The 25,829-nt window shown below is 63.5% G+C and carries 22 protein-coding genes and 1 other RNA gene; 6 read left to right on the forward strand and 17 right to left on the reverse strand.

Features of this window, described 5'->3' with window-relative positions:
- Genes ftsW through mraZ form a run of 9 tightly spaced genes read right to left on the reverse strand, consistent with a single transcriptional unit; the run spans position 1 to position 10,194 of the window.
- Positions 1-1,152, reverse strand: coding sequence for a putative lipid II flippase FtsW (gene ftsW / locus AC1DYO_RS07415; protein ID WP_181055754.1), 1,152 nt, complete (start codon positions 1,150-1,152; stop codon positions 1-3).
- Positions 1,152-2,552, reverse strand: a complete 1,401-nt coding sequence (gene murD, locus AC1DYO_RS07420) for a UDP-N-acetylmuramoyl-L-alanine--D-glutamate ligase (RefSeq protein WP_477261780.1) — start codon at positions 2,550-2,552, stop codon at positions 1,152-1,154. Before murD ends, ftsW begins: the two co-directional genes overlap by 1 nt.
- 8 nt (positions 2,553-2,560) lie before the next feature.
- A complete protein-coding gene (gene mraY / locus AC1DYO_RS07425) occupies positions 2,561-3,643 on the reverse strand; it encodes a phospho-N-acetylmuramoyl-pentapeptide-transferase (protein ID WP_477261782.1) in 1,083 nt (360 codons plus the stop codon).
- 19 nt (positions 3,644-3,662) lie between these two features.
- A complete protein-coding gene (locus AC1DYO_RS07430) occupies positions 3,663-5,096 on the reverse strand; it encodes a UDP-N-acetylmuramoylalanyl-D-glutamyl-2,6-diaminopimelate--D-alanyl-D-alanine ligase (RefSeq protein ID WP_477261784.1) in 1,434 nt (477 codons plus the stop codon).
- A complete protein-coding gene (locus tag AC1DYO_RS07435) occupies positions 5,093-6,547 on the reverse strand; it encodes a UDP-N-acetylmuramoyl-L-alanyl-D-glutamate--2,6-diaminopimelate ligase (protein ID WP_477261786.1) in 1,455 nt (484 codons plus the stop codon). The genes AC1DYO_RS07430 and AC1DYO_RS07435 overlap by 4 nt, the downstream gene beginning before the upstream one ends.
- A gap of 54 nt (positions 6,548-6,601) precedes the next feature.
- Positions 6,602-8,326, reverse strand: coding sequence for a peptidoglycan D,D-transpeptidase FtsI family protein (locus AC1DYO_RS07440; RefSeq protein WP_477261788.1), 1,725 nt, complete (start codon positions 8,324-8,326; stop codon positions 6,602-6,604).
- Positions 8,323-8,718 carry a cell division protein FtsL gene (gene ftsL, locus AC1DYO_RS07445; RefSeq protein ID WP_477261790.1) on the reverse strand — a complete coding sequence of 132 codons (396 nt, stop codon included), beginning with the start codon at positions 8,716-8,718 and terminating at the stop codon, positions 8,323-8,325. Before ftsL ends, AC1DYO_RS07440 begins: the two co-directional genes overlap by 4 nt.
- Before the next feature lie 4 nt (positions 8,719-8,722).
- On the reverse strand, positions 8,723-9,739 hold the full coding sequence (gene rsmH, locus AC1DYO_RS07450; protein ID WP_477261792.1) for a 16S rRNA (cytosine(1402)-N(4))-methyltransferase RsmH: 1,017 nt from the start codon (positions 9,737-9,739) through the stop codon (positions 8,723-8,725).
- Complete coding sequence (gene mraZ / locus AC1DYO_RS07455; protein WP_477261793.1) at positions 9,736-10,194, reverse strand: division/cell wall cluster transcriptional repressor MraZ; 459 nt, start codon at positions 10,192-10,194, stop codon at positions 9,736-9,738. The genes rsmH and mraZ overlap by 4 nt, the downstream gene beginning before the upstream one ends.
- Positions 10,195-10,602: 408 nt before the next feature.
- On the opposite strand from mraZ, the gene AC1DYO_RS07460 reads away from it, so the two are divergent.
- Positions 10,603-11,718 carry a cystathionine gamma-lyase gene (locus AC1DYO_RS07460; protein WP_477261795.1) on the forward strand — a complete coding sequence of 372 codons (1,116 nt, stop codon included), beginning with the start codon at positions 10,603-10,605 and terminating at the stop codon, positions 11,716-11,718.
- A gap of 9 nt (positions 11,719-11,727) precedes the next feature.
- Here the strand turns inward: AC1DYO_RS07460 and AC1DYO_RS07465 are convergent, their stop codons facing one another.
- From AC1DYO_RS07465 to AC1DYO_RS07495, 7 genes are all read right to left on the reverse strand, one after another.
- A complete protein-coding gene (locus tag AC1DYO_RS07465) occupies positions 11,728-12,030 on the reverse strand; it encodes a type II toxin-antitoxin system RelE/ParE family toxin (protein WP_477261797.1) in 303 nt (100 codons plus the stop codon).
- Positions 12,027-12,302, reverse strand: a complete 276-nt coding sequence (locus tag AC1DYO_RS07470) for a type II toxin-antitoxin system ParD family antitoxin (RefSeq protein WP_477231952.1) — start codon at positions 12,300-12,302, stop codon at positions 12,027-12,029. Before AC1DYO_RS07470 ends, AC1DYO_RS07465 begins: the two co-directional genes overlap by 4 nt.
- Positions 12,303-12,484: 182 nt before the next feature.
- Positions 12,485-12,882: RNase P RNA component class A (gene rnpB, locus AC1DYO_RS07475), an RNA gene on the reverse strand.
- 50 nt (positions 12,883-12,932) lie between these two features.
- Positions 12,933-13,667 carry a lytic transglycosylase domain-containing protein gene (locus tag AC1DYO_RS07480; RefSeq protein ID WP_477261799.1) on the reverse strand — a complete coding sequence of 245 codons (735 nt, stop codon included), beginning with the start codon at positions 13,665-13,667 and terminating at the stop codon, positions 12,933-12,935.
- Positions 13,668-13,853: 186 nt separating this feature from the next.
- Positions 13,854-14,621 (reverse strand): peptidoglycan recognition protein family protein, encoded by a 768-nt coding sequence (locus AC1DYO_RS07485; protein ID WP_477261801.1) that lies wholly within the window; start codon positions 14,619-14,621, stop codon positions 13,854-13,856.
- Complete coding sequence (locus tag AC1DYO_RS07490) at positions 14,618-15,337, reverse strand: TerB family tellurite resistance protein (protein WP_477261803.1); 720 nt, start codon at positions 15,335-15,337, stop codon at positions 14,618-14,620. Before AC1DYO_RS07490 ends, AC1DYO_RS07485 begins: the two co-directional genes overlap by 4 nt.
- A gap of 211 nt (positions 15,338-15,548) precedes the next feature.
- Positions 15,549-15,752 carry a hypothetical protein gene (locus tag AC1DYO_RS07495; RefSeq protein WP_181055739.1) on the reverse strand — a complete coding sequence of 68 codons (204 nt, stop codon included), beginning with the start codon at positions 15,750-15,752 and terminating at the stop codon, positions 15,549-15,551.
- A gap of 176 nt (positions 15,753-15,928) precedes the next feature.
- Here AC1DYO_RS07495 and AC1DYO_RS07500 point away from each other — a divergent pair, with 176 nt between their 5' ends.
- The 3 genes from AC1DYO_RS07500 to AC1DYO_RS07510 all read left to right on the forward strand — a co-directional run bounded on the left by AC1DYO_RS07500 (position 15,929) and on the right by AC1DYO_RS07510 (position 21,866).
- Positions 15,929-19,756 carry a hydantoinase B/oxoprolinase family protein gene (locus AC1DYO_RS07500; protein ID WP_477261805.1) on the forward strand — a complete coding sequence of 1,276 codons (3,828 nt, stop codon included), beginning with the start codon at positions 15,929-15,931 and terminating at the stop codon, positions 19,754-19,756.
- Between the two features lie 143 nt (positions 19,757-19,899).
- On the forward strand, positions 19,900-21,147 hold the full coding sequence (locus AC1DYO_RS07505; protein ID WP_477261807.1) for a BtaA family protein: 1,248 nt from the start codon (positions 19,900-19,902) through the stop codon (positions 21,145-21,147).
- Positions 21,144-21,866, forward strand: a complete 723-nt coding sequence (locus AC1DYO_RS07510) for a class I SAM-dependent methyltransferase (RefSeq protein ID WP_477261809.1) — start codon at positions 21,144-21,146, stop codon at positions 21,864-21,866. Before AC1DYO_RS07505 ends, AC1DYO_RS07510 begins: the two co-directional genes overlap by 4 nt.
- A 56-nt stretch (positions 21,867-21,922) precedes the next feature.
- On the opposite strand, the gene AC1DYO_RS07515 is transcribed toward AC1DYO_RS07510, so the two are convergent.
- Positions 21,923-23,302, reverse strand: a complete 1,380-nt coding sequence (locus AC1DYO_RS07515; RefSeq protein ID WP_477261811.1) for a serine hydrolase domain-containing protein — start codon at positions 23,300-23,302, stop codon at positions 21,923-21,925.
- Between the two features lie 294 nt (positions 23,303-23,596).
- On the opposite strand from AC1DYO_RS07515, the gene AC1DYO_RS07520 reads away from it, so the two are divergent.
- The gene (locus AC1DYO_RS07520) at positions 23,597-24,394 is read left to right on the forward strand and encodes a glycoside hydrolase family 25 protein (protein ID WP_477261813.1); all 798 of its coding nucleotides are present in this window, start codon (positions 23,597-23,599) and stop codon (positions 24,392-24,394) included.
- 152 nt (positions 24,395-24,546) lie between these two features.
- Entirely contained in the window at positions 24,547-25,776 is a 1,230-nt protein-coding gene (locus AC1DYO_RS07525; protein WP_477261815.1) for a lytic murein transglycosylase, read from the forward strand.
- Positions 25,777-25,829 lie beyond the last annotated feature (53 nt).

Raw genomic sequence — 25,829 nt, forward strand, 5'->3', positions numbered from 1 at the left:
TCACTCCGCCGGCAAAGCGCGCTGCGACAGGGCAAAGCCCATCTGCTTGCGTTTTTCCGGTCGCTTGCGCGTCAGCGCCAGCACCATGCCCATCGAGATGGCAATGGCGATCTGCGAGGAGCCGCCATAGGAGATGAAAGGCAGCGTCATGCCCTTAGCCGGCATCAGCTGCAGGTTGACGCACATGTTGATGACCGACTGCAGGCCGAACACCGTGACCAGCCCGCCGACGGCATAGCGGGTGAAATCGTCATGCTCCTTCAGCGCCGTATTGAGGCCGCGCAGCACGATGAAGGCGAAGATCGACATGATGAAGAAGCACATGATCAGTCCGAACTCCTCGCCGGCAACCGAAAAGACGAAGTCGGCATGCGCGTCGGGGATGACGCGTTTGACCGTGCCCTCGCCCGGGCCGACGCCGAACCAGTGGCCGTTGATCAGCGCCTCACGGCCCATATCGACCTGGAACGTGTCGCCTTCGCCGGTCAGGAACTTGTCGATGCGGGCGGCGACGTGCGGGAACACCGTGTACGCGGCAAACAGGCCGCTGGCGCCAGTGGCGCCAAGCGCGATGATCCACAGCCATGGCAGGCCGGCCATGAAGAACATGACGCCCCAGGTGCCGGTCACCAGCATGGTCTGGCCGAGATCAGGCTGCGCCACCAAAAGCGAGATGACCAGGATCAGCAAAAGCAGCGCGAACAGATTGCCGGGAATGTCAGGCTGGCGCTTGTGTTCGGCGAACAGCCAGGCGCAGACGATGACGAAGGCGGGTTTCAGGAATTCCGACGGCTGGATCGACATGCCGACAAACGACACCCAGCGCCGCGCGCCTTTCACCTCGACGCCGATGTAGAGCACGGCCACCATCAGCACCAGCATGATGCCCAAGATGATCAGCGCCATGCGTCGGATCTGCCGCGACTCCAGGAAGGACACGGCCAGCATCACGCCGAGCGCCGGCACGGTGAAGATGATCTGCCGGGTGGCAAAGTGGAAACTGTCGAGGCCGATGCGTTCGGCCACCGCCGGGCTTGCCGCGAAGGACAAGACGATGCCAAGTCCCATCAGCGACAGGAACGCCGCCAGAAACCAGCGATCGATCGTCCACCACCAGGTCGCAACCGGGCTTTTGTCGAGACGGCTTTGCATTATCGTGCCCCTCCGATGGGTTTAACGCCATCTATAGCATTCGCAGCTTGCCTGAAGGCTTCGCCGCGAACTTCGAAATTCTTGAACTGGTCGAAACTGGCGCAGGCCGGCGACAACAGCACCACCGCCTCGCCGCTGTCATCCTTGGCGGCGTCGTTCGCGGCATGGTCGACCGCGGCGGCCAGCGTGCCCGAGATTTCATAGGGCACGGCTTCGCCCAGCGTCGCCGAAAAAGCAGGCGCCGCCTCGCCGATCAGATAGGCCTTGGCGATGCGCGGGAAGAACCCGCGCAGCGGCTCAATGCCGCCTTCCTTGGGCAGCCCGCCGGCGATCCAGTAAATGCGCGGGAAGCTCGACAGAGCGGGTGCCGCCGCATCGGCATTGGTCGCCTTGGAATCGTTGACAAACAGCACGTGGTCCTTGCGCCCGACCTGCTCCATGCGATGCGCGAGACCGGGAAAGCTCTCGAGCCCGGCCTGTATCTCGCCGAGGCTTAAGCCCACCTTGAGGCAGGCGGCGACAGCCGCAAGCGCGTTCTGCGCATTGTGCTGGCCACGCAACGAACCGATGCCTTCGAGGAAGGCGACGCGGCTATAGCGGCCATGCACGGCTTCCATCAGATCGGTGCCGTCGGCGAAATAACCATCGGTCAGCGGCAGTCGCTTCGAGATGCGGATCACCTGCCTGCCCGCCCGCTCCAGCCGGTCGGCGATCTGCGCGCACCAGCTATCGTCGACGCCGACGATCGCCGTCTCGCTGCCGGCCACCAGCCGCTCCTTGATCGCGGCGTAATGCTGCATGGTACCGTGGCGGTCGAGATGGTCGGGCGTCAAGTTGAGCAGGATGCCGGCCGTCGGATTGATCGAGGGCGCGAGATCGATCTGATAGGACGAGCATTCGACGACATAGTGCCGGTCTGCCTGCGGCGGATCGAGCGTCATGATGGCGCGGCCGATATTGCCGCCCATCTGCATGTCGCGGCCTGCCGATTTCAGGATATGCGCGGTCAGCGCCGTGGTCGTCGACTTGCCGTTGGTGCCGGTGATGGCGACGAACGGCGATGTCGGCGCGCGCGCGATCCGCTCACGGCAGAACAGTTCGATGTCGCCGATCACCTCGACGCCGGCGCCACGCGCCAGCTCCACCGTCCAGTGTGGTTTCGGATGCGTCAGCGGCACGCCGGGCGACAGCACGAAAGCCGAAAACTTCGCCCAGTCGGCGCCACGCAGATCGGCGGTCGCAATGCCCTGGCCCGCGGCCTTGGCGACGCTATCGGGATTGTCGTCCCAGGCCAGCACGTCGGCCCCGCCTTCGATCAGCGCGCGCGCCGTGGCGATCCCCGAGCCACCGAGCCCGAAGAGCGAAACGCGTTTGCCCGAAAAGGATATGGCGGGGATCAAGCGGGCTCCTATCTCAGCTTGAGGGTCGACAGGCCGACCAGCGCCAGGATGACGGCGATGATCCAGAAGCGGATCACCACCTGGCTTTCGGTCCAGCCGAGCTTTTCGAAATGATGGTGGATCGGCGCCATCAGGAAGACGCGCTTGCCGGTCATCTTGAAGTAGCCAACCTGGATGATGACCGACAGGATTTCCACGACAAACAATCCGCCGACGATGACCAGCACGATCTCGTGCTTGGTGGCGACCGCGACGGTCCCGATCAGGCCGCCCATGGCCAGCGAACCGGTGTCGCCCATGAAGATTGCCGCCGGCGGCGCGTTGAACCAGAGGAAGCCAAGACCGGCGCCGATGACAGCGCCGAGCACGACAGCCAGCTCGCCGGTGCCGGGTACGAAATGGATCTGCAGATATTCGGCGAAGACCGCATTGCCGGAGAGATAGGCGATGACGCCGAAGGACGCCGCCGCGATCATGATCGGCACGATCGCCAGCCCGTCAAGGCCATCGGTCAAATTCACCGCATTGCCGGCGCCGACAATGACGAAGCAGGAGAACGGCACGAAGAACCAGCCGAGATTGATGATGAATTCCTTGGCGAAGGGGAAAGTCAGCGACGACGAGAACGGCGCCTGGCCATTGTGCATGATCACCCAGGCGGCAATGCCGGCGATAACGAATTCCAGCGCCAGCCGCGCCTTGCCGGAAAAGCCGAGATGCGACTGCTTCGTCACCTTGAGATAATCGTCGTAAAGGCCGATCGAGCCGAAGCCCAGCGTCACCAGCAGCACCACCCAGACATAGATCGAGGAGAGGTTCGCCCATAGAAGCGACGAGCCGACGATGCCGCACAGGATCATCAGCCCGCCCATGGTCGGCGTGCCGGCCTTCTTGAAATGCGTCTGCGGCCCGTCGGCGCGGATCGGCTGGCCCTTGCCTTGCCTGAGCCTGAGCGAATTGATGATGGTCGGCCCGAAGATGAAGACGATCAGCGCCGAGGTGATCAGCGCGCCGCCGGTGCGGAAGGTTATGTAGCGGAAGACATTGAAGACCGAGACCTTGTCCGCAAAATCGACGAGCAATGTAAACATGCGATTCCGTCCCCCGGGACTAGTTCTGTTTCGTGCCTGCGGCTTCCGCCGGATATTTGCCGAGCAAGGCCTCGACCAGTTTTGAAAAGCCGATGCCTTTCGACGATTTGATCATCACCACGTCGCCGGCCTTCAGCGCCGACAACAGCAGCGGCTTCAACTCTTCGGCGCCTGGGCGGTATTCCGTCGCAATCTCGACGGGCAACACATCGGCCAGCGCCTGCATTTCCGGACCGCCGAGAAAGACCGTCTGCGTCCCGGTGCCGACGATCAATTCGGCTAGGGCGGCATGCAGCTTGGCCGAATGGTCGCCGAGCTCGAGCATGTCGCCGAGCACGGCAATCCGCCGCCCCTCGCCCGATACGGGCGTCGCATTGAGCAGTGCCATGGCAGCAGCCATCGATGCCGGATTGGCGTTGTAGCTCTCGTCGATCAGCGTGATTAAGCCCTTGGGGTGGCGCAGCACATGGCGCTTGCCGCGGCCGCGTTCGGCCGACAGATCGGCCAGCGCCTCCGCCGCCTTGCCGATATCGGCTTCAACCAGATGCGCCGCGCCCAGAACCGCCAGCACATTCTGCACCATGTGGCGGCCGGGCGCCCCGATGCGAGCGGTCACATCCTGCCCGCCGATCCTGGCGGTGATGTCGGAATGATCGGCATGCAGCTCGCATTTGGTGAGCTTGTAGGTCGAGCGGGCGTTTTCGCCGAAGCCGAAGACATGTTCGACGCCGGCCGCGCGTGCCATCTTGTCGAGCAGCTTCCAGCGCCCATCGTCGCGGTTGAGCAATGCCGCGCCGCCGGGCTCGATGCCTTCAAAAATCTCGGCCTTGGCCTTGGCGATCTCGTCGAGATTTTTGAAGAAGCCGAGATGTGCGGCGGCGATCAGCGTGACGATTGCGACATGCGGCCGGACCATCTTGACCAGCGGCCGGATCTCGCCGGGATGGTTCATGCCGATCTCGAACACGGCATAGTCGCAATCGTCCGGCATGCGCGCCAGCGTCAGCGGCACGCCCCAATGGTTGTTGAACGACTGCGCCGAGGCATGCACCTTGCCGACGGCCGACAGCACATGGCGCAACGCTTCCTTGGTGGTGGTCTTGCCGGCCGAGCCGGTCACCGCGATGATCTTCGCCTTGGAACGGGCGCGGGCGGCAACACCAAGTTTTTCCAGTGCTGCCAGCACATCCTGCACCACGATCATCGGCGCTGTGAGCCGGCCGAGCGACGGCAGTTTGCCTTCGGCGACAACCAGCACGCCGGCGCCGGCCTTGATCGCCGCGGTCGCAAAATCATGGCCATCCATCGCCTCGCCCTTGATGGCGAAGAAAGCATCGCCCGGCTGCAGGCTGCGGCTGTCGATCGAGATCCCCGATATGCCCTCCGGCATCGGCCCGAGCGGCCGTCCGCCCATGGCGTCGACCAGCGCATCGGCGGTCCACAGCACGCTCATGCGGCCCGCTCCCGCAGCGCAGAGCGGACTTCCTCATGATCTGAGAAAGGAAAGGTCTCGGCGCCGATGGTCTGGCCTTCTTCATGGCCCTTGCCGGCAACGATCAGCGTGTCGCCGGCCTTCAACACGGCGACCGCTTCGTGGATCGCCTTGCGGCGGTCGCCGATCTCGATGGCGCCGGGCGCGGCCGCCAAAATCGCGGCACGGATGGTTTCCGGCACTTCCGAGCGCGGATTGTCGTCGGTGACGATGACGACATCGGCAAGCCGCGTGGCAATCTCGCCCATGATCGGCCTTTTTCCACGGTCGCGGTCGCCGCCGCAGCCGAACACGACGATGACGCGGCCGGTGGTGAATGGGCGCACGGCGGCCAGCACATTTTCCAGCGCATCCGGCTTGTGGGCATAGTCGACATAGACCGGCGCGCCATTGGCGGTCGCGCCGACAAGATCGAGCCGGCCCGGAGCCCCCCGGAGTTTCTCCAATGCCATCAAAGCCTTGGCGACTGGTGTTCCAGTGGAAATCGCCAGACCCGCCGAAACCAGGGCATTGGCGATCTGGAAGTCGCCAGCCAGCGGCAGGTCGATCTCGTAGAGCACGCCGTCGGCTTCGACCTCGGCGCGCTGGCGATGGCGCTCGTGCTCGACCCGCTTCAGGCGGAGAAAATCGCCATGGCGGCCGACCGTCAGCACCTTGAGCCCGGCAGCCTGCGCTGCCTTGATCGTCGGCGCTGACCAAGGATCATCGGCAAAAATGACGGCCGGCGCGCCTTTCGGCAGCAACGCATCGAACAGGCGCAATTTGGCGCGGTGGTAGTCCTCGACCGTCGGATGGTAATCCATATGATCGCGGCCGAGATTGGTGAAACCGCCGGCAGCGAGCTTCACGCCATCGAGGCGACGCTGGTCGAGACCGTGGCTGGAGGCTTCCATCGAGGCGTGGGTGACGCCGGCCTCAGCCAACTCCTTGAGCAACTGATGCAAAGCCACAGGATCGGGCGTGGTCAGCGAGCCATAATCATTGCGGCCCGGCGCCACCACGCCGGTGGTGCCGATCGAAGCGGCGGCAAAGCCGGCCTGCTCCCAGATCTGTCTGGTGAAGGCGGCGACCGAAGTCTTGCCCGCGGTGCCGGTCACCGCGACCATGGTCTCAGGCTGCTTGCCGAAGAAGCGTGCTGCACTCAGCGCCAGCGCCAGGCGCGGGTCCTCGACTGTGAGAAGCGGGACGGACAGGCCGGTAACGGAACTGGCTTTGCCCACAACGATCGCCGCCGCGCCGCGCTTAGCCGCATCGGCGGCATAGGCAGCACCATCCGCCTTGCTGCCGGCGAGCGCGAAGAAGACGACGCCCGGCCTCACCTGGCGGGAATCCGACGAAATCCCGGTTACCTCCACATCGCGGGATGTTGTTCCCTCGACAGGCAGGATACCGGCTAAATCTCTCAGGTGCATCGAACCCCGTTTATCTCAACAAAATAGCGCGCAGTTGCCGGCGCGCCCCAAGAATCACTGATAGGAAACCAGCGTTGCACCATTTTCATGGCTGAAATCTGGCTTCACGCCAAGCATGGCGGCTGCCCGCCTGATGATGTTGCCAGCCATAACCCCCGCATTGTTGGCGGCGACGTCGGTCATCCCCGGCTTTTCCGGATGCGGCGCGTCGGCAATCGTAAACACCAGATATTGCGGATCGTCCATCGGGAAGGCGGCGACGAAGGTGTTGAAATTCAATTCCTTCGAGTAGCGGCCATTGATGACCTTCTCGGCCGTTCCGGTCTTTCCGCCAACGCGGTAGCCGGGGGCCCTGGCGTTTCTAGCCGAGCCTTTCTCGGCATTGAGCGTGTAGAGGTAGCGCATGCCCTCCACCGTCTTTTCGCTGACCACTCTCTTGGCCACCGCCATGGCATCCTGCTGGCTGCGGACCAGGAAAGTCGGCGGGATCAGGTAGCCCTGCATCAGCGCCGCGCAGCCGACAGCGGCCTGCAGCGGCGTCGTCGACACGCCATGGCCGAACGCGATGGTGAAGGAGTTGACCTGTTTCCAGACCTTCGGTTCGGTCGGGCGCGCGACTTCAGGCAGTTCGGTCTGCATCCTGTCCAAAAGGCCAAGGCGATGCAGGAATTCGCGGTGCCCCTCGATGCCGACCATTTCGGCCTCACGGGCCGATCCGATGTTGGAGGAGTAAAGGAACACCTCCGGCAATGACAACACGCGGTTCTTGCCATGGAAATCGTGGATGGCCTGATGGCCGACACGGATCGGGTGTGACGCGTCGAAACGGCTGTTCATGTTAGCCTTGCCGGAATCGAGCGCCATTGCCGAGGTAAAGCTCTTGAACGTAGAGCCCATCTCATAGAGGCCGGCCGACATCCGGTTCAGGCGGTCCTTGTCCTGTGCATTAAAGGGATTGTTCGGATCGAAATCCGGCACCGAGGCCATCGCCACCACTTCGCCGGTCTTGATGTTGAGCACGACGGCGCCGGCGCCCATGGCGCGATAGCGCTCCAGGCCGGCGGCAATCTCGTCGCGCACCACATGCTGGACGCGCAGATCGATCGAGAGCTGCACCGGCTTCAGGTCCTTTGCCACCGCCAGGCCCGAGGCCTGGAGGTCGCTCAGCCCCTGCTCGTCGATATATTTCTCCATGCCGGAGATGCCCTGATTGTCGATGTTGGTGAGGCCGACAATGTAGGACGAGGTCACGCCGGCCGGATAGAAGCGGCGCTTTTCGGTGCGAAAGCCGATACCGGGAATGCCGAGCTGCATGATGTCGGCCTGCTGCTTGGGCGTCAGCTGCCGCTGCAGCCAGACGAAGCCGGCGCCGCTCTTGAGCTTGTGGTAGGTCTGCTCGGGGTCGATGTCAGGCAGAATGGTCGACAGCTTTTCGATCGCCTCGTCGGCATCGACGATGCGGCGCGGCTCGGCAAACAGCGATGCCGTCTTGATGTCGGTCGCCAGCACTTCGCCGTTGCGGTCGACGATGTCGGGACGCGACGCCGTCACCCGGCTTTGCGGCCCGCCCGACATGTCGGGGGACTGGAAACCGAGATAAACCAGCCGCCCGGCGATGGTCGAATAGATGCCGAAGAACACCGCCATCGTCATGATGATGCGGGTCTTGGCCTTGCCGCCGGTCGCCTTGCGCGCGCCTTCGACGACGATCGAGCCGTCCTCACCGGTCCTTGCGCGGCGCTTCAGCAATTTGCCGATCGATGGAAGTTTGGCGATCATTGGACGATGGCTCCGGTCACCACGGGATCCTTGCCGTCGGCTGGTCCTTTGCTGGAATTGTCGGCCATGCCGCCAAGCCGCTGCGACGACAGGTCCTCGATGTTGAGCGGTTTTGCCGGAAGATCGTCGAGACCGACGATCTGTCGCGCGTTGACCGGCTCGAGTGCGAGCTGCGATTTGTAGGTTTCAGCCAGCTTTTGCAGGCGCGACGGCTGGGTCAGCAGGCTCCAGTCGGCCTTGAGCAGGTCGATCGTGTCCTCCTCATAGCGGATCTGCGCCTCGATCTTCTGCACCGAAGCCAATTGTTCCTCGGCCTCGCGCTTGGCCTTGTAGGTCAGGGCCGCGGCCGAGACCATGACGGCGATCAGGACTATGTCGCTGGTTCGAAACAATTGTTCACCTCTCTCGCGGCGCCTGGATGCCGGGAAGTTTTGGAAGGCCGAAAATCGAAAGATCGCCGGCGCGCGCCGGCGCCTCGGTGCGGATCGCAGCGCGCAGTCTGGCCGAGCGTGCGCGTGGATTGGCTGATATTTCGGCGTCGCCGGGCGTGGCGCCGCCACCGGCCTTGCGGAAGGTTGCTGTACGTGCATGCGCCTCGGGCATATGGCGCGAGCCGGTCACCGCGTCGGCGCGATCGGCGATGAAGCGCTTGACGATGCGGTCTTCCAGCGAATGGAACGTCACCACGGCAAGCCGCCCGCCGGGTTTCAGCACGCGCTCGGACGCCACCAGGGCCTTGGCCAGTTCGCCCAGCTCGTCATTGACGAAGATGCGCAGCGCCTGGAAGACGCGGGTAGCCGGGTGAATCTTGTCCTTCGGTGCGCGGCCGATATGTGTCTCGATGGCGTCGGCGAGGTCGAGCGTGCGCTCGAACGGACGTTTTTCGCGACGGCTCTCGATCATGCGGGCGATGCGACCGGCGTTGCGCTCCTCGCCAAGGAAGCCGAAGATGCGGGCGAGATCGCCAATCTTGAACGAATTGACGACATCGGCGGCGCTCAAGCCGGCCTGTGCCATGCGCATGTCGAGCGGCCCATCGGCGCGGAACGAGAAACCGCGCTCGGCCTGGTCGACCTGCATGGAGGAAATACCGATATCGAGCACAACGCCGTCTGCGCTTTCGACGTGCTCGTCCAGCGTCGAGAACGGCGCCTGCACCAGCCTCAGCCTGCCGGCGGATTGCTGTTCCAGGCTGCGTCCAGCGGCAATGGCGTCCGGATCGCGATCGATCGCCACCACCGAGGCGCCGCTTGCCAGGATCGCTTTGGTGTAGCCACCCGCGCCGAACGTGCCGTCGACGATCACATCGCCGGCTTTGGGCGAGAGCGCTTCCAGCACTTCGGCAAGGAGGACCGGAATGTGGCGGACCGATCCGCCAACGGCGCTGATATCATCGCCGTGATCCGCCATCATTCCGGTCGCTCCCCAGGCTTCGTCCCCTGCCGAAGCTGCAAAAGCCGGGCGCGCGCCTGCGCTCCATAGGCGGCAAGCCGCCCCGGTTCCCAAACTTGAAAGAAATTGCCGCGGCCGACAAAGGCCACTTCGCTCGTGATGCCCGTATGCTCGCGAATGAAATCGCTCATCGTGATGCGGCCGTCCTGGTCGAGTTTCAGGAACGTCCCGTCGCCATGGCAGAAGAACGACATGTCGTCCGCCGCCTGCAAAAAGGGGTCCTCCAGCGCGATGCGCTGCTCGTAGCGGTCGAGCAAATCGAGGCCGCCGACATCCATCGCCGGGACATCCAGCCCGCGCAGCGCGTAGAGCTCCGAATAGCCGCGCTTCTGCACGACCGCGCGGAAATGCGCCGGAACGGAGACCCGCCCCTTCGCATCGATCCTGTTCACCGCGCTTGACAGAAACCGGTCCATGACACGCTACAGCCGCTTCCGCCGCCGCACCCCTCTCCATGTTTTCGTCCGCGCCAGAGAGGCGCGTCCCCTGCCGAAAATCTGCTTCGGTCCCAACAGCAAAACCCCGCAAACGCACAGCCGCCGCGGCTGCCCGATTGGCGTACGCTTTACCCTGACGCGGAACGAAGGCTTTGGTGTCGAAATGGGATATCATGGGGCACTATGGGCGTCAACGGGATCAGGCTTCACAAACGCGCGCGCTACAACCGGTGAGAGCAGCTTTGACAACGCTCCCGTCTTTATCGTCCATTAAGCCTAACGAACCGTTTAGAGCGGCCTTGGCCCAACCGGAGGCGGCTTGCCGTGCATCGCGGCCGCGCATAGCGTCAGCCCGTCTTTCCGCTCAGCAACAAGGTTTGAAAATCCATGTCCGAAACAGCCAGGTCACGCGCGGCGTCCCTTGCCCATCTGCGTCGCGACGGGCTTGCCAAAGGCGACCCGATCCCGTTGCCTCTGACCATGGCCGCCATTTTCCACAACCCGGGCGATGGCGCCGGCTACAGTCAGTATGGCCGTTACAGCAACGCCACCTGGGATGCGGTCGAGCACATGCTGGCGCATCTGGAAGACGCGCCCTGCGTCGGCTTCCCCTCAGGAATGGCGGCCATCTCAGCGGTGTTTTTCGGGCTGCTGAAATCGGGCGACCGCGTCCTTTTGCCCTCCGATGGCTATCACGCCACACGAGCGCTGGCCGAGCGCTTCCTCAAGCCGTTCGGCATCGCCTATGACCTCAGGCCGACACCGACCTTCCTCGACGGCGGCTTCGACGGCTATCGCCTTGTCTATGTGGAGACCCCGTCAAATCCGCGATTGGACATCTGCGACATCACAGCCGTCGCCGAGGCTGCCCACAGGGCGGGTGCGACCGTCGTCGTCGACAACACGACGATGACGCCATTCGGCCAGCGGCCGCTCGATCTTGGCGCCGACATTGTCGTTGCCGCCGACACCAAGGCGGCCAATGGCCATTCCGATGTGCTGTTCGGCCATGTCGCGAGCCGCAACCCCGACATCATCGCCGCCGTCACTGGCTGGCGCGAGACCGCGGGCGGCATTCCCGGCCCGTTCGAAGCCTGGCTGGTGCATCGCGGCCTGGAGACGCTGGATGTGCGGTTCGACCGCATGTGCAGTTCCGCTGAGGAGATCGCCAAGCGCCTCAAAAACCATCGCGCCGTGAGCGGCCTGCGCTATCCCGGGCTGGAAGGAGACCCGTCGCACAATCTCGCCCGTGCCCAGATGGAGCGCTTCGGCTTCCTCGTCTCCTTCGAACTCGCCGCCGAGGACAAGGCCGAGGATTTCATCAACAATTGCACACTGATGCAGGCGGCAACGTCCTTCGGCGGCGTCCACACCTCCGCCGAACGTCGTGCCAAACGCGGCGACGCCGTTCCGCCAGGCTTCGTGCGCCTGTCGGTGGGTTGCGAGCCGGTGGAAGAACTCTGGCTGGCGATCGAGGCATCGCTTGACAAGATCGGCGCTTGAACGGGCGGTTTAGGTGACCAGGTCGTCGGCGCCAATATCGCGCCTGCCGTGCAAGACGCGAACGATCTCGATCGCGTCTCCGCCGACACGGTACAAAATGAGATATTCGCCGACGATCAGATGACGAATGCCAGGTGCGATATCGTCGCGCGGAGCGCCTGAGTGTGGATACGTTGCCAGTTGCTGCCAGCGGGCGTCGATACGGTCGAGCAACCGATCGGCCGCAGCATCGCTGTTGCGTGCAACATGAAGCCAGATCGCGATCAGGTCGTCTTCTGCGCGCGCATTGCGGACGATGGGCAGCAAACTCATGCTGCGTCGTCGCCTCTCAATCGTCTACGTGCTTCTGCCTTGATTTCATCCATCGACGCAAACCGTCCCGGCCCGCTGTCGATCCCTTCCTGCACCAGTTTGCGCAACTCCTCGACCGTGTAGCCGAGCAGGTCGCGGCGGTCTTTCCATTGCCGGAGCGCGTCACGAATGACTTCGCTGGCCGAGGCATATTCGCCGGCAGCCACCACATCGTCGACCGCCGCCGCCAGTTCCGGCGAAAGCGTGATGCTGCGTTTGTCGACATGACCCATGACGTGCTCCTTGATCCATCCATCACGATGGTATGGTACGATTTAATCGCACCAGCTTCAAGAACGCCATGGCTCTCAGCCCACCCGCGCGGTTGGTTCAATTGCTGAAGCACATGAATCGACAGCTGTGCCCGAAGGCGCAGCCTGCTGATCTCAAAGGATTAATCGCGATATTGTGGAGAATTGCCAGCTGGCCTGTAAGCCGGGTTTTGTATGGCCCTCGCCCCTTGCGGGACGAGAACGTGGCGGCCATTCATCTTGGGCGCATGTTGCCATGCGCCTCACGCAACCTACCCGGACGGTGGGCCGGAAACAGCCCTCGAAGGTTTCCCCTCGCACCGTCCCTATTCGGTCTTGCTCCCGGTGGGGTTTACCGTGCCGCTCCTGTTGCCAGTCGCGCGGTGGGCTCTTACCCCACCCTTTCACCCTTGCCCCGATAAATCGTGGCGGTTTGCTTTCTGTGGCACTTTCCCTGGGGTCGCCCCCGCCGGCCATTAACCGGCACCGTGTTCCCATGGAGCCCGGACTTTCCTCACCCGCAGCCTTTCGGCTTTGCGGGTGCGGCCGCCCGGCCAGCTGGCAGAGCGTATAAAGGGGTTCACGTGCGAAAACGCAAATGAAAAAGCAGACTTATGCCGGAGATCCAAGGGCTGCCATCTGCACCTTGACCTTGCCGCAATAGGCGGCCGACACCGGGTTCATCCGCGTCGCGGCATGGCCGGCATTGTATTTCAGGATGGTGCCGCAGGTCGTGCCGCCGCCGAGGTTGCGCGCCATGGCGAGATACTTCATGCCGTATTTGATGTTGGTGTCGGGATTGAACAGACCCTTGGTCGAGCCGCTATAGCCCATCATCCGCGCCGTGGCCGGCTTGATCTGCATCAGGCCGATTTCGCCCGCGCTGCCGACGATATTCGGCCGGTAGTTGCTCTCGATCTTGATGACTGCCTTGGCCAGCGACACCGGCACGCCTTCGGCCGCCGCATAGCGGGCAATGATCGCCGAATATTGGCCGCCGAGGGCGGCTGCCGCCGTCGATTCCGCTGCGGTGCTTGGACCGATCGACGCGGTCGTCGTCAGGTCGACGCTTTTCCTGCCGCGCTTCAAATGCCTTTTGGCCGTCGCTTTTCTGGCCTTCACCACCGCTGCTTTCTGCACTTTTGCGGTGGTTGCCCTTTTTGCTTTTGGGTTCGCTTTCGTCATGGCGGTTTTGGCGGGGGCGGTTTTGGCGGGGGCGGTTTTGGCGGGTGCGGTGAAGAAGCCCTGGTCTGCCCTCTGGCTCAGTGGTGCGGCATCGGCCGCGCTGAAGGCAAAAGTCATCACGCCGGCAGCAATAGCTGCCGTTACAACGGTCAATTTCTGCATGTGGTCCTGTTCTGTCTGGGCCGCGCGAAGATCTTCACGCAGCAACGCCTAATCAATATCGGGACTTCCGGGGGGATGAAGGCCTGATAACTTGCACGAACTGCCTTTGAGGGCGGAATTGGTGTCGAACAAGGCGAGGCAATTCACTTTGAGTGACAGGCTGTAACTTAAAGAACCTGGGATAGACTATTTGGACGAGACTGCCCTATGGGAAGTCAGCAGGCTTTGCAGCGTGCGGATCGTCGAACCGTCAGCGATGCCATCCACCAGCCGTGGCCGGAAATGCCGCTGAAACGCTTCGACGACGATTTCGGTTTGGCGGTCGAAGACACCGGATATCTCCACGCCATAGCCGTAGAGCGCCAGCATCGACTGCAGCGCCTCGACCTCGGCGCCGGTATCGCCGGCTTTCAGCACCGGGCCGCGCCGGATCGACGACGCAGGCACGAGATGGCCGACCCCGGCCGCAAACAGCGCCTTCCAGGGGAATTTTTCGCCTGGGTCGATCTTGCGCCCCGGCGCGATGTCGGAATGGGCGAGCACGCGTTGAGCCGCGATGGAATGCCGCCCGATTATCCCTTTGCAGAGGCAAATCACCGCCTCGATCTGCCTCTTGGGAAAGGTCGAATAGCCGAGCGCATGGCCGGGATTGACGATTTCGATGCCGACCGAGCAGGAGTTGATGTCGGTGCGCCCGAACCATGAACTTGCGCCGGCATGCCAGGCGCGGTCGCTTTCGCGCACCATCTGGACGATGCGGCCATCTTCGTGGACCAGGTAGTGCGAGGAAACCTCGCTCGCCGGATCGCACAGCCAGGCTTCCGCCCCGGCCCCCGTCGCCATGCCGGTATAGTGCAGCACGATCATGTCGGGCCTGAGCGTCTCGCGCCGCTGGCCGAAATTCGGCGATACCCTGACCTCGGCGCCTGGCTCGTCGGGCAGGAAGCCGCTCATGCGTGCCTGAGGCCCCGCTCGATCATCTCGTAGGCCGCATTGATCGCCGCGACCCTGGTCGTCGCGATCTTGATGAACTCCTGCGGCAGGCCGCGCGCGATCAGCCGGTCGGGATGATTGTCGGAGACCAGCTTGCGATATCGCTTCTTGACCTCGTCGAACGGCTTGCCGCGCTCGATGCCGAGCACGACATAGGGATCGCCGGCGCCGAGATTGACGTGCCTGGCCATGATCGCTTCGTAATGCGTCTCGTCGATGCGGAAAATCTCGGCAATACGGTGCAGGAAAATGCCTTCGCGTTCATGCACCAGCCCATCGGCCTTGGCGATGTGGAACAGCCCGTCGAGTATGTCTTCCAGCATGGCGCAGTTCGAATGGCCAGAACCGCACATCCGCGCCATCTGCTCGGCATAGGTCTCGAACCCGGCCACGTCGCGCTTGGCCAGATCGTAGAGCCGCGCCACGTTGCGGGTCTGCTCTCTCGGCACCTCGAATATTTCCTGGAAGGCGCGCACCTCGTCCTGGGTGACGATACCATCGGCCTTGGCCATCTTGGCCGACAGCGCAATCATCGCCACCGAGAAGGCAACGCGCCGGCGTAGATCCGGGTCGCCGGAGAAAACCGTGCGCACGGCTTCGACCACTTCGGCAACGCCGGAAGTGGCTGAAGAAGAAACGCGGGTGATGAACTCGCCGAGGCGATCCCAAATCGACATGAGCGCTTATTAGGGCGGCCGGCCACCGCTATCAAGCTGAGACAGTGCCGCAGGGTGGATCGATTTACGCAAACAGCCGACACGCCAGATCGCAAATCATAGGAATTAGCCGATTATAGCCCACGAAACCGCCCGGCGTGGCCCTAAACGCAGGAAGGCCGGCGCGAAGCCGGCCTCCTCTCCCGTCACATCAAAGTGACCGAGACTGCTGCTACTGCGCGGGGGCGGCAGGAGCAGGTGTTGCCGGAGCCGGTTCAGCGGGCTTCGGGGTATCGGGATTTGCCGGCTGCATCGGCTGTTCGGCGGCCGGCGGATTGGTGCTCTGGGTGGTGGTGTTATCCGTGCCGCTGTCGCTGCAGGCGGCAACGCCGAGCAGGGCCAGGGCGGAAACGGAAGCAAGAATGAGCTTTTTCATGACATCTCTCCTTCAACACGCGCTCACATTGCGGTGAACGGTCAAAGAGGAAATGCATCAGACGGCCATGAGTTTCGTAACGTTGCGTTTCCATATGTAACATCCCAAGCGGCGATTGCAGCTCGGGCGATGGCGCACTAACAGTCTGAAACCAAATGCAATGCCGGAGCCGAGCCGTGGACAAGAAATGGGATTTTTGGATCGATCGCGGCGGCACCTTCACCGACGTGATCGGACGCGACCCGGACGGCGGGTTGCATCCCAGGAAACTCCTGTCGGAAAACCCCGAGGCCTACCCCGACGCGGCCATAGCCGGAATCCGCGAGTTGCTCGGCCTGAAATCCGGCGTCGCCATTCCGTCCGGTCTGATCGGCGACATCAAGATGGGCACCACCGTCGCCACCAACGCGCTGTTGGAGCGCAAGGGCGACCGCGTGCTGTTGCTCATCACCAAGGGCTTTCGCGATGCGCTGAAGATCGCCTATCAGGCGCGGCCCGACATCTTCGCCAAGGAGATCATCCTTCCCGAACAGCTCTATGAGCGGGTCATCGAGATCAACGAGCGCGTGCGCGCCAATGGCGATGTCGAACGCCTGCTCGACATCGCAGCCTGCCGCCCTGCCATCGAACAGGCTCGCGCCGACGGCATCGATGCGGTGGCGATCGTCTTCATGCATGCCTGGAAATACCCCGACCACGAAAAGGCTGTGGCGAAAGTCTGCCGCAAGATCGGCTTTTCGCAGATTTCGGTCAGCCATGAGGTCTCGCCGCTGATCAAGCTGGTCGGCCGCGGCGACACCACCGTGGTCGATGCCTATCTGTCGCCGATCCTGTCGCGCTATGTGCAAAGGGTGGCGGGAGAACTGGGCGCTGTCCCACCAGCGCCTCACTCCGTCACGCCCCCCTCTGCCCTGCCGGGCATCTCCCCCACGAGGGGGGAGATTGGCCAATCCCCTCGCCTGATGTTCATGATGTCGTCCGGCGGGCTTACCGCAGCCGACATGTTCCAAGGCAAGGATGCGCTGTTGTCCGGTCCAGCCGGCGGCGTCGTCGGCATGGTCGAGACAGCAAAGCTCGCCGGCTTCGAGAAAGTCATCGGTTTCGACATGGGCGGCACGTCCACCGACGTCGCCCATTATGACGGCGAGTATGAGCGCGCCTTCGACACCGAGGTTGCCGGCGTGCGCATCCGCGCGCCGATGATGCGCATCCATACCGTCGCCGCCGGCGGCGGCTCGATCCTGCATTACGAAGCCGGCCGCTTCCGCGCCGGGCCGGATTCCGCCGGCGCCAATCCCGGACCTGCCGCCTATAGACGCGGTGGCCCGCTCGCCGTCACCGACGCCAATGTGATGCTGGGCAAGCTGCAGCCCGATTTCTTCCCGGCGATTTTCGGACCCGGCCAGGACCAGCCGCTGGACGTCGCCGCCGTGCGCGAAAAATTCGCCGCACTCGCCACCGAAATCGGCGACGGCCGCACGCCAGAGGCCGTCGCCGAAGGCTTTGTCACTATTGCCGTCGAGAACATGGCCAATGCCATCAAAAAAATCTCCGTCCAGCGCGGCTATGACGTCACCGAATATCTCCTGAATTGCTTTGGCGGCGCCGGTGGCCAGCATGCCTGCCTGGTTGCCGACGCGCTCGGCATGGAGGCGGTGCTGATCCATCCCTTCTCTGGCCTGCTGTCGGCCTATGGCATCGGCCTGTCGTCCGTTTTCGCGTCGCGCCAGCAAGCGCTGCTCAAGCCGCTTGCCGAAGAGTCCAGGACCGAGATCGGCAGCCTCATTGCCTCGTTGAAAAAGGCCGTCATCGCCGAACTCGCGGCGCAAGGCATCGCGCAGGACAAGGTTGCCGCAAAGCCGGTGCTGCACATCCGCTATGACGGCACCGATACGACGCTGCCGGTGAATTTCGAGCAGGACTCCATCTTCCAGGCCAGGCGCGATTTCGAAGTCGCCCACAAGGCGCAGTTCGGTTTCGTCTATGACGACAAGCCGATGATCGTCGAGACCGTCGGCGTCGAAGGCAGCGAAATTACCGAGGCCAGGGCCGAGGCCTATGCGCCTGCCGGACCGGCAAGGGTTGAAGCCGGCGCTTCCGGAACGCGGCGCATCTACACCGAAGGCCGATGGCACGAGGCCGGCATTCATCGTCGCGAAAATCTGCGCCCCTCCAATCTGGTTCCAGGTCCTGCCCTGATCATCGAGCCGAACCAGACCATCGTCGTCGAACCGGGCTGGCGCGCCGAAATCACTGACGTCAATCACGTCGTCATTCGCCGCACGGAACGGAAAGTGCGCACGGCTGCCCTCGGCACCGAAGCCGATCCGGTGATGCTGGAGGTCTTCAACAACCTCTTCATGTCGATCGCCGAGCAGATGGGCGTCACGCTGCAGAACACCGCCTATTCCGTCAACATCAAGGAAAGGCTGGACTTTTCCTGCGCCGTCTTCGACCGTCACGGCGCGCTGGTCGCCAATGCGCCGCACATGCCGGTGCATCTGGGCTCGATGGACCGCTCGGTCGAAACCATCATCCGGCTGAACTCCGGCGACATCCACCCCGGCGACGTCTTTGCGCTGAACGCACCCTACAATGGCGGCACGCATCTGCCTGACATCACCGTGGTGACGCCGGTGTTCGAGGAAGCGCGCCCAATCTCCCCCCTTGTGGGGGAGATGTCGGCGAAGCCGACAGAGGGGGGCGCTGTCCCGCCAGCCTCTCGTTCTGTCGCGCCCCCCTCTGCCCTGCCGGGCATCTCCCCCACAAGGGGGGAGATTGGCCAATCACCCAAGATCCTGTTCTACGTCGCCTCGCGCGGCCATCATGCCGATATTGGTGGTACGGCCCCTGGCTCGATGACCCCGCTTGCCACAACGGTCGACGAGGAAGGCGTGCTGTTCGACAATTTCCGCGTCGTCGATCGCGGAAAATTCCGCGAGGCGGAACTGCAAACGCTGCTCACCGACCACCCCTACCCCGCCCGCAACCCGCACCAGAACATCGCCGACCTCAAGGCGCAGATCGCCGCCAATGAAAAGGGCGTGGCGGAACTGCGCAAGATGGTCGCCCATTTCGGCCTCGATGTCGTCGAAGCCTATATGGGCCATGTCCAGGACAACGCCGCCGAAAGCGTGCGCCGCGTGCTGGAGCGGCTGCCCGACACGTCCGAATATGAATACCCGACCGACACTGGCCAGGTCATCAAGGTGAAGATCACCGTCGACCGACAAAAGCGCGAGGCGACCGTCGACTTTACCGGCACGTCGCCGGTGATGAAGAACAATTTCAATGCGCCCGAACCCGTCGCCCGCGCGGCTGTGCTCTATGCCTTCCGCGTCATGGTCGAGGACATGATCCCGATGAATGCCGGCTGCCTGCGGCCCATCAACATCATCATCCCCGACGGCTCGATGCTGAAGCCCGCCTACCCCGCCGCCGTCGTCGCCGGCAATGTCGAGACCTCGCAGCATGTCACCAACGCGCTGTTCGGTGCCATGGGCGCGATGGCCAATGCGCAAGGCACGATGAACAACCTGACCTTCGGCAACAAGCAATACCAGTATTACGAGACGATCTGCTCGGGCTCGCCGGCCGGGCAGATGAATTCCGGCCGTGGCTTTGCCGGCACCTCCGGCGTCCACACCCACATGACCAATTCGCGCCTCACCGATCCGGAAGTGCTGGAACTGCGCTTTCCCGTTTTGCTCGAGGATTTTCACATCCGCCTGGGATCCGGCGGCAAAGGCAAATGGAGCGCCGGCGACGGCACCAAACGCACCATCCGTTTCCTCGAAAAGATGGAATGTGCGATCCTATCCTCGCATCGCAACCGTCCGCCACAAGGCCTGGATGGCGGCGGTGATGGCGAGGTCGGTTCGACCAAGATCCGCCGCAACGACGGCAGCGTCGAGATGCTGAAGGCTTGCGACCAGACCGTGCTCGACGCCGGTGACGCCGTCATCCTGACGACACCGACGCCGGGCGGATTTGGTCAAGATTAAAGCACGTCGCCCAAAAATTGTTCATTCGTTTTGGGAAAACGACTTGCATCAAAACAACAACCTGAAGCGTCAACAGCCTGTCACTGGCCTGTCATGACGCTGCGCTACCCGCTTGCGCCAAAGCAAATGGGGAATCATTAGCCATGACGGACGTTTCGGCAGATCTGGTCTTTCGCCGTGGCAAGGAAGTTGGAAAAGCCGTCTACCAGAACCGCCCGCTGTCCAAGGCCGGCCTTTCCGAGCGGCTGTTTGCGCTCCTGTTTTCCGGCCTCGTCTATCCGCAGATCTGGGAAGACCCCGAAGTCGACATGGAGGCCATGCAGCTTGGGCAGGGCCACCGCGTCGTCACCATCGCCTCCGGCGGCTGCAACATCCTCGCTTACCTGACCCGTTCGCCTGAACGCATCGACGCGGTCGATCTCAACGCCGCCCACATCGCCTTGAACCGGATGAAGCTGGAGGCGGTGCGCCACCTACCTTCGCAGGGCGACCTGTTCCGTTTCTTTGGCGCCGCCGACACCAGCCACAATTCGGAAGCCTATGACCGCTTCATCGCGCCGCATCTCGATCCGGTCAGCCGCCACTACTGGGAGCGCCGCAACTGGCGCGGCCGCCGTCGCATCACCGTCTTCGACCGCAATTTCTACCAGACCGGCCTGCTCGGCCTGTTTATCGCCATGGGCCATCGCACCGCCAAATTCTTCGGTGTCGACCCCGCCGGCATCATGGCGTCGAAGAGCATCGGCGACCAGCGCCGCTTCTTCAACGAAGAGCTGGCGCCGGTCTTCGACAAGAAGCTGTTGCGCTGGGCGACATCTCGCAAGGCCTCGCTGTTCGGTCTCGGCATTCCGCCGGCGCAGTACGATTCGCTGATCACCTCGGGCGACGGCTCAATGGCCAGCGTGCTGAAGGCCCGGCTGGAAAAGCTCGCTTGCGATTTTCCTTTGAAGAACAATTACTTCGCCTGGCAGGCTTTTGCTCGCCGCTATCCCAATCCGGGTGAGGCCGCCCTTCCCGCCTATCTCGAAGAACGCAATTACAAGGCGATCCGCAACAATGTCGGTCGCGTTGGCATCCACCATGCCAATCTGATCGAATTCCTGGCCGGCAAGGATGCCGGGACGGTCGACCGCTTCATCCTGCTCGACGCACAGGACTGGATGACGGATGACCAACTCAACGCGCTGTGGTCTGAGATCACCCGCACCGCCTCGGTCGGCGCCCGCGTCATCTTCCGCACCGCCGCCGAACCCAGCCTGCTGCCAGGCCGCGTCTCAACCTCGCTGCTCGACCAGTGGACCTACGAGGACGAAGCTTCGCGAGACTATTCGGCCCGCGACCGCTCGGCAATCTATGGCGGCTTCCACCTCTATCTGAAGCGCGCGGCATGAGCACGAGCGAACTGCCGGCCGACCATGCCGAACTGATGGACGGCGTCTATCGCTGGCAGCGCCACATCTACGACCTGACCCGCAAGTACTACCTGCTCGGCCGCGACCAGATGATAGCGGGGCTGGATGTGCCGGCGAACGGCACAGTGCTCGAACTCGGCTGCGGCACCGGACGCAACATTGCGCTTGCCGCCCGCCGCTACCCGGATGCCCGCTTCTACGGCCTCGACATTTCGGCCGAGATGCTGGAGACGGCCAGCGCTGCCGTCGCCCGCGAGGGCCTCTCCGGCCGCGTCGTGCTGGCGCGCGGCGACGCCACCGATTTCGATGCCAAAACCCTGTTCGGCGTCGAGCGCTTCGACCGCATCTTCGTGTCCTACTCGCTGTCGATGATCCCCGGTTGGGAAAAGACGGTTTCAGCAGCTCTCGCGGCACTCGCACCCGGCGGCTCGCTGCACGTCGTCGATTTCGGCCAGCAGGAAGGCTTGCCTAACTGGTTCCGGACATTGCTGCGCGGCTGGCTCAAAAAATTCCATGTCGCGCCGCGTGAATCGTTGCGCGAAGTCCTGGAATCGGAATCTCGGCGAACCGGCGCAACCTTCCGTTTCCGCACGCTTTATCGTGGCTACGCCTGGCTGGCGGTGATAGGGCCGCGCAACCTCACCTCCCCCTCGATGGGGGAGGTCGCGCCGAAGGCGCGGGTGGGGGTGAAGCGCTAGGCACCCCACCCCGGCGCTGCGCGCCGACCCTCCCCATCAAGGGGAGGGTAAAGGAGCTAATGCAGCGCCTTCACCAGCGCTCCAAGCATCACCTGCGGCCGATAGCCGAGTTTGGCCGGGGTCAGCCCCAGCCGCACCACCACCAACTGCTCCGACGGGATGATGGCGACCGTCTGGCCGTCATGGCCCTCCATCCAGTAGGTATCCTTGGGCAGGCCGGCGGCGACGCCGGCGCCGGGGTTTCCTTCGTCTCCGGGAGCCTCGATCCACAGCTGCCCCTTGCCATAGACTTTCGAGGCGGGCGCCGGCTCGCGCATCCAGTCGACGAAACCGGCCGGCAGGATCTGGTTGCCGTTCCACACCCCGCCTTGCAGCAGGAACTGCCCGAAGCGCGCCCAGTCATGGCCGGTGGCGTAGAGATAGGATGAGCCGACGAAGGTACCCTCTTCGTCGGTTTCGAGCACCGCGCTCTGCATACCGAGCGGCGCGAACAACGCGGTGCGCGGCCACGCCAGCGCCTTGGCTTTGTCGCCGATGGCGTCCTGCCACAGCCGCGACAGCATCACCGCCGTGCCGCTCGAATAGGAGAAGACCTTGCCGACTTCGCCGGTCAGCGGCTTGGATTCGGCGAAGCCCGCCATGTCGGGCTCGAGATAGAGCATGCGCGTTACATCCGCGACGTCGCCATAATCCTCGTTGAATTCCAGCCCGCTCGACATAGCCATCATATCGGCAAGGCTGATGGCGGCACGGCCGTCCGCCTTCCAGGGACCGAACAGGCCCTGGTTGGTCACCGCCATCTTGCCGTCCTTGACCAGCGTGCCGACGAGCGCGGCATTGACCGTCTTGGTCATCGACCAGCCGAGCAGCGGCGTCTTCGCCGAAAAACCGTCGCCATAACGCTCGGCGACGATGCGGCCATTCTTCACCACCACCACCGCCCGCATGCCGGTTCCGGTCATCCCTGCATCGTCGAGGATCTTGCCGATCTCGGGATTCTGCGAGGCATCGACCCGATCTCCCTCCGGCCACAGATCGCCCTTGGTGGCCACCGACGCTTCGGCAGGGATTGTCGTGCGCCGTACCTTGCCGACATCGCCATCGGGAACCGAGGCGCAACCCAGCCCGTCGCGCGCGACGGCAACGCTCTTGCCGAGGAAGCCAAGCAGCCCGGCCGAGACAGTCCCCCTGTTCTTGTCGACCGACACTTTCATCAGCCTGAGCAGTGGATGGCCGGGCGCCTGCACGTCGACGGCGAGCACCTCATTGGCGTCGCGTCCAGCGACAAAAACATTCGAGCAGACGATCTTGGCCGAATAGCCCGAGCCGACGCGGATCAGTTCGGGCGGCGCGATGTAGAGCCAGGCAAACAGGGCGGCAACCGCCAGCACGACCAGACCGAGCAGCCATTTGATGATCTTCACGACGATCCGCATCTTTTCGTCCCTGCTTTTCCGCTGCCCGGTAGCTTCCCGGCTCGATTAATGTCATCGATTTGCCGCCATTGCTTCCGCAAAATCGGTGTTCTTGTCGAGCGCCATCAACCTGTTATCAACCATGATCGGCGATCACTGGTGCATGTCGCCCAAAAGTGCACGGCGGTTTTGGGACAACGACATGCACGAGAATAGAGAATCAGGCGATGCTGTGGGGCGATCGTCTGGTCTGGTGGGGCCACCCGCAACAACAAAACCCAACAGCGACCGGCTGATTCCGGCTCGGGAAATGCGATGCGCCGTTTCGCGGCCCTCATCACGTTGACGCTGCTGGCCGCCTGCTCGACCGCAGGCGATCTCATGCCGTCGATGTCGCCTTCGAGCAGCCCGACGGTTGCGGTGCGCGCACCGCGCTTCGAAGACTCCAAGCCGCATGAATGGGACAGCGGCGCGCCCTGGAATTACGCTGTTCACGGCACCGATGTCTCAAAGTACCAGACGTCGGTCGACTGGCCGACAGCCAAGGCCAGCGGCATCTCCTTCGCCTTCATCAAGGCGACCGAGGGCGGCGATCGTTTCGACGAGTATTTCAACGAGCATTGGGCCCGCACCAAAGCCAGTGGCATTCCGCGCGCGGCCTACCATTTCTTCTATTTCTGCACGCCGGCCGCCACCCAGGCGCGCTGGTTCATCGAGAACGTGCCGGTCGACCGCTCGGCCATGCCGCCGGTGCTCGACATGGAATGGAACCCGAAATCGCCGACCTGCCGGCTGCGCCCGGATTCGGCGACGGTGCGCGCGGAGATGACCACCTTTCTCGAAATCGTCGAGCGGCACTACGGCAAGAAGCCGATCATCTACACCTCGGTCGACTTCTTCGACGACAACAACCTTTCGACTTTCCGCGGCTATCCCTACTGGCTGCGCTCGGTCGCCGGCCACCCCCGCCAGAAATACGGCAGCCACCCCTTCACCTTCTGGCAATATACCGGAACCGGCATCGTTCCCGGCATGACCGGCAAGAGCGACATCAACGTCTTCAACGGCTCCGAGGCCGCCTGGAAAAAGTGGCTGCGGCAGAACACCCGTTGACACCAGCGCAACGGCAGCGAAGTCGCCCGGAAACAGATGCTACAGCAGAACGCCCGTTGTCGCCGGTGCAACGGCAGCGAAGCCGTCCGAAACAAGTGGCTGCGGCAGAACACCCGTTGACACCGGCTCTGCCGCCTGCTTTTCGACGTCGCATGCGCACTTACCTGCAACCACTGGGATATCCACGCCGGAAACAGTCAACGAGCCGACTGCGCCCCGGGCTGCTCGCGGCCCTGCTGCTCAGCGCCGCGGCCATGCCGGCGGCGGCGCAGGAATGCGGCGGCGACTTCGAAGCCTGGAAGCAAGGCGTGGCGGCGGAAGCCAAGGCGGCCGGTGTCGGTGCTATCGGCCTCGACGCACTGGAAGACGCCAACATCGACGACAAGGTGCTGGCGCGCGACCGCGCCCAGGGCGTCTTCGCCCAGACCTTCATCCAGTTCTCCAACCGCATGATCTCGGCCTACCGGCTGAAGCAGGGCGCGGCCAATCTGAAGAAATACGCCGACGTCTTCGCCCGCGCAGATCAGCAGTTTGGCGTCCAGGCGCCGATCATCACCGCCTTCTGGGGGCTGGAGACCGATTTCGGCGCCGTGCAGGGCGATTTCCACACGCTGAGCGCCTTGGTGACGCTGTCGCATGACTGCCGCCGCCCGCAGCTGTTCCGGCCGCAACTGGTGCCGCTGTTGATGCTGATCGATCGCGGCGTCGTGCCGGCCGAGGTCACCGGCGCCTGGGCCGGCGAGATTGGCCAGACGCAGATCCTGCCCTCCGACTATCTGGCGCGCGGCGTCGACGGCGACGGCGACGGCATTGTCGACCTCCGGCGCAGCGTGCCCGACGTGATCATGACCACGGCCAGCAAGGTGCTGTCGCGTGGCTGGAAACGCGACCAGCCCTGGATCGAGGAAGTGCGCGTGCCCGAGGACATGCCGTGGGAGCAGACCGGCCGCACCAACAAGCTGCCGCTGTCGCAATGGGCTCAATGGGGCGTCACCAACCCCGACGGCACGCCGCTGATCGACAACGGCCTGAAGGCCGGCCTGGCGCTGCCGATGGGCCGCAAGGGGCCTGCCTTCCTCGCCTATGACAATTTCGACGTCTATCTCGAATGGAACCAGTCCTTCACCTACGCTTTGACCGCCGCCAACTTCGCCACCCGGCTTGCCGGCGCAAAGCAGTTCGACCCGCGCAACCCCGAAACCGGGCTCAATGGCGACCAGATGAAGGAATTGCAGACCAAGCTCGAAGCCAGGGGCTATGACGTCGGTACCGTCGACGGCATTCTGGGCACCAACACCCGCGAAGCCATCCGCAAGGAACAGATACGGCTCGGGCTGGCGGTCGACGGCTGGCCGACGCCGGAGCTGTTGGGGAAGCTGTGAAGAGAGCGAGTAGGCAGTAGGGCGTAGGCAGTAGAATCTCCCCAAGCTGCATT

Source organism: Mesorhizobium sp. P2_F5 (assembly GCF_056403715.1).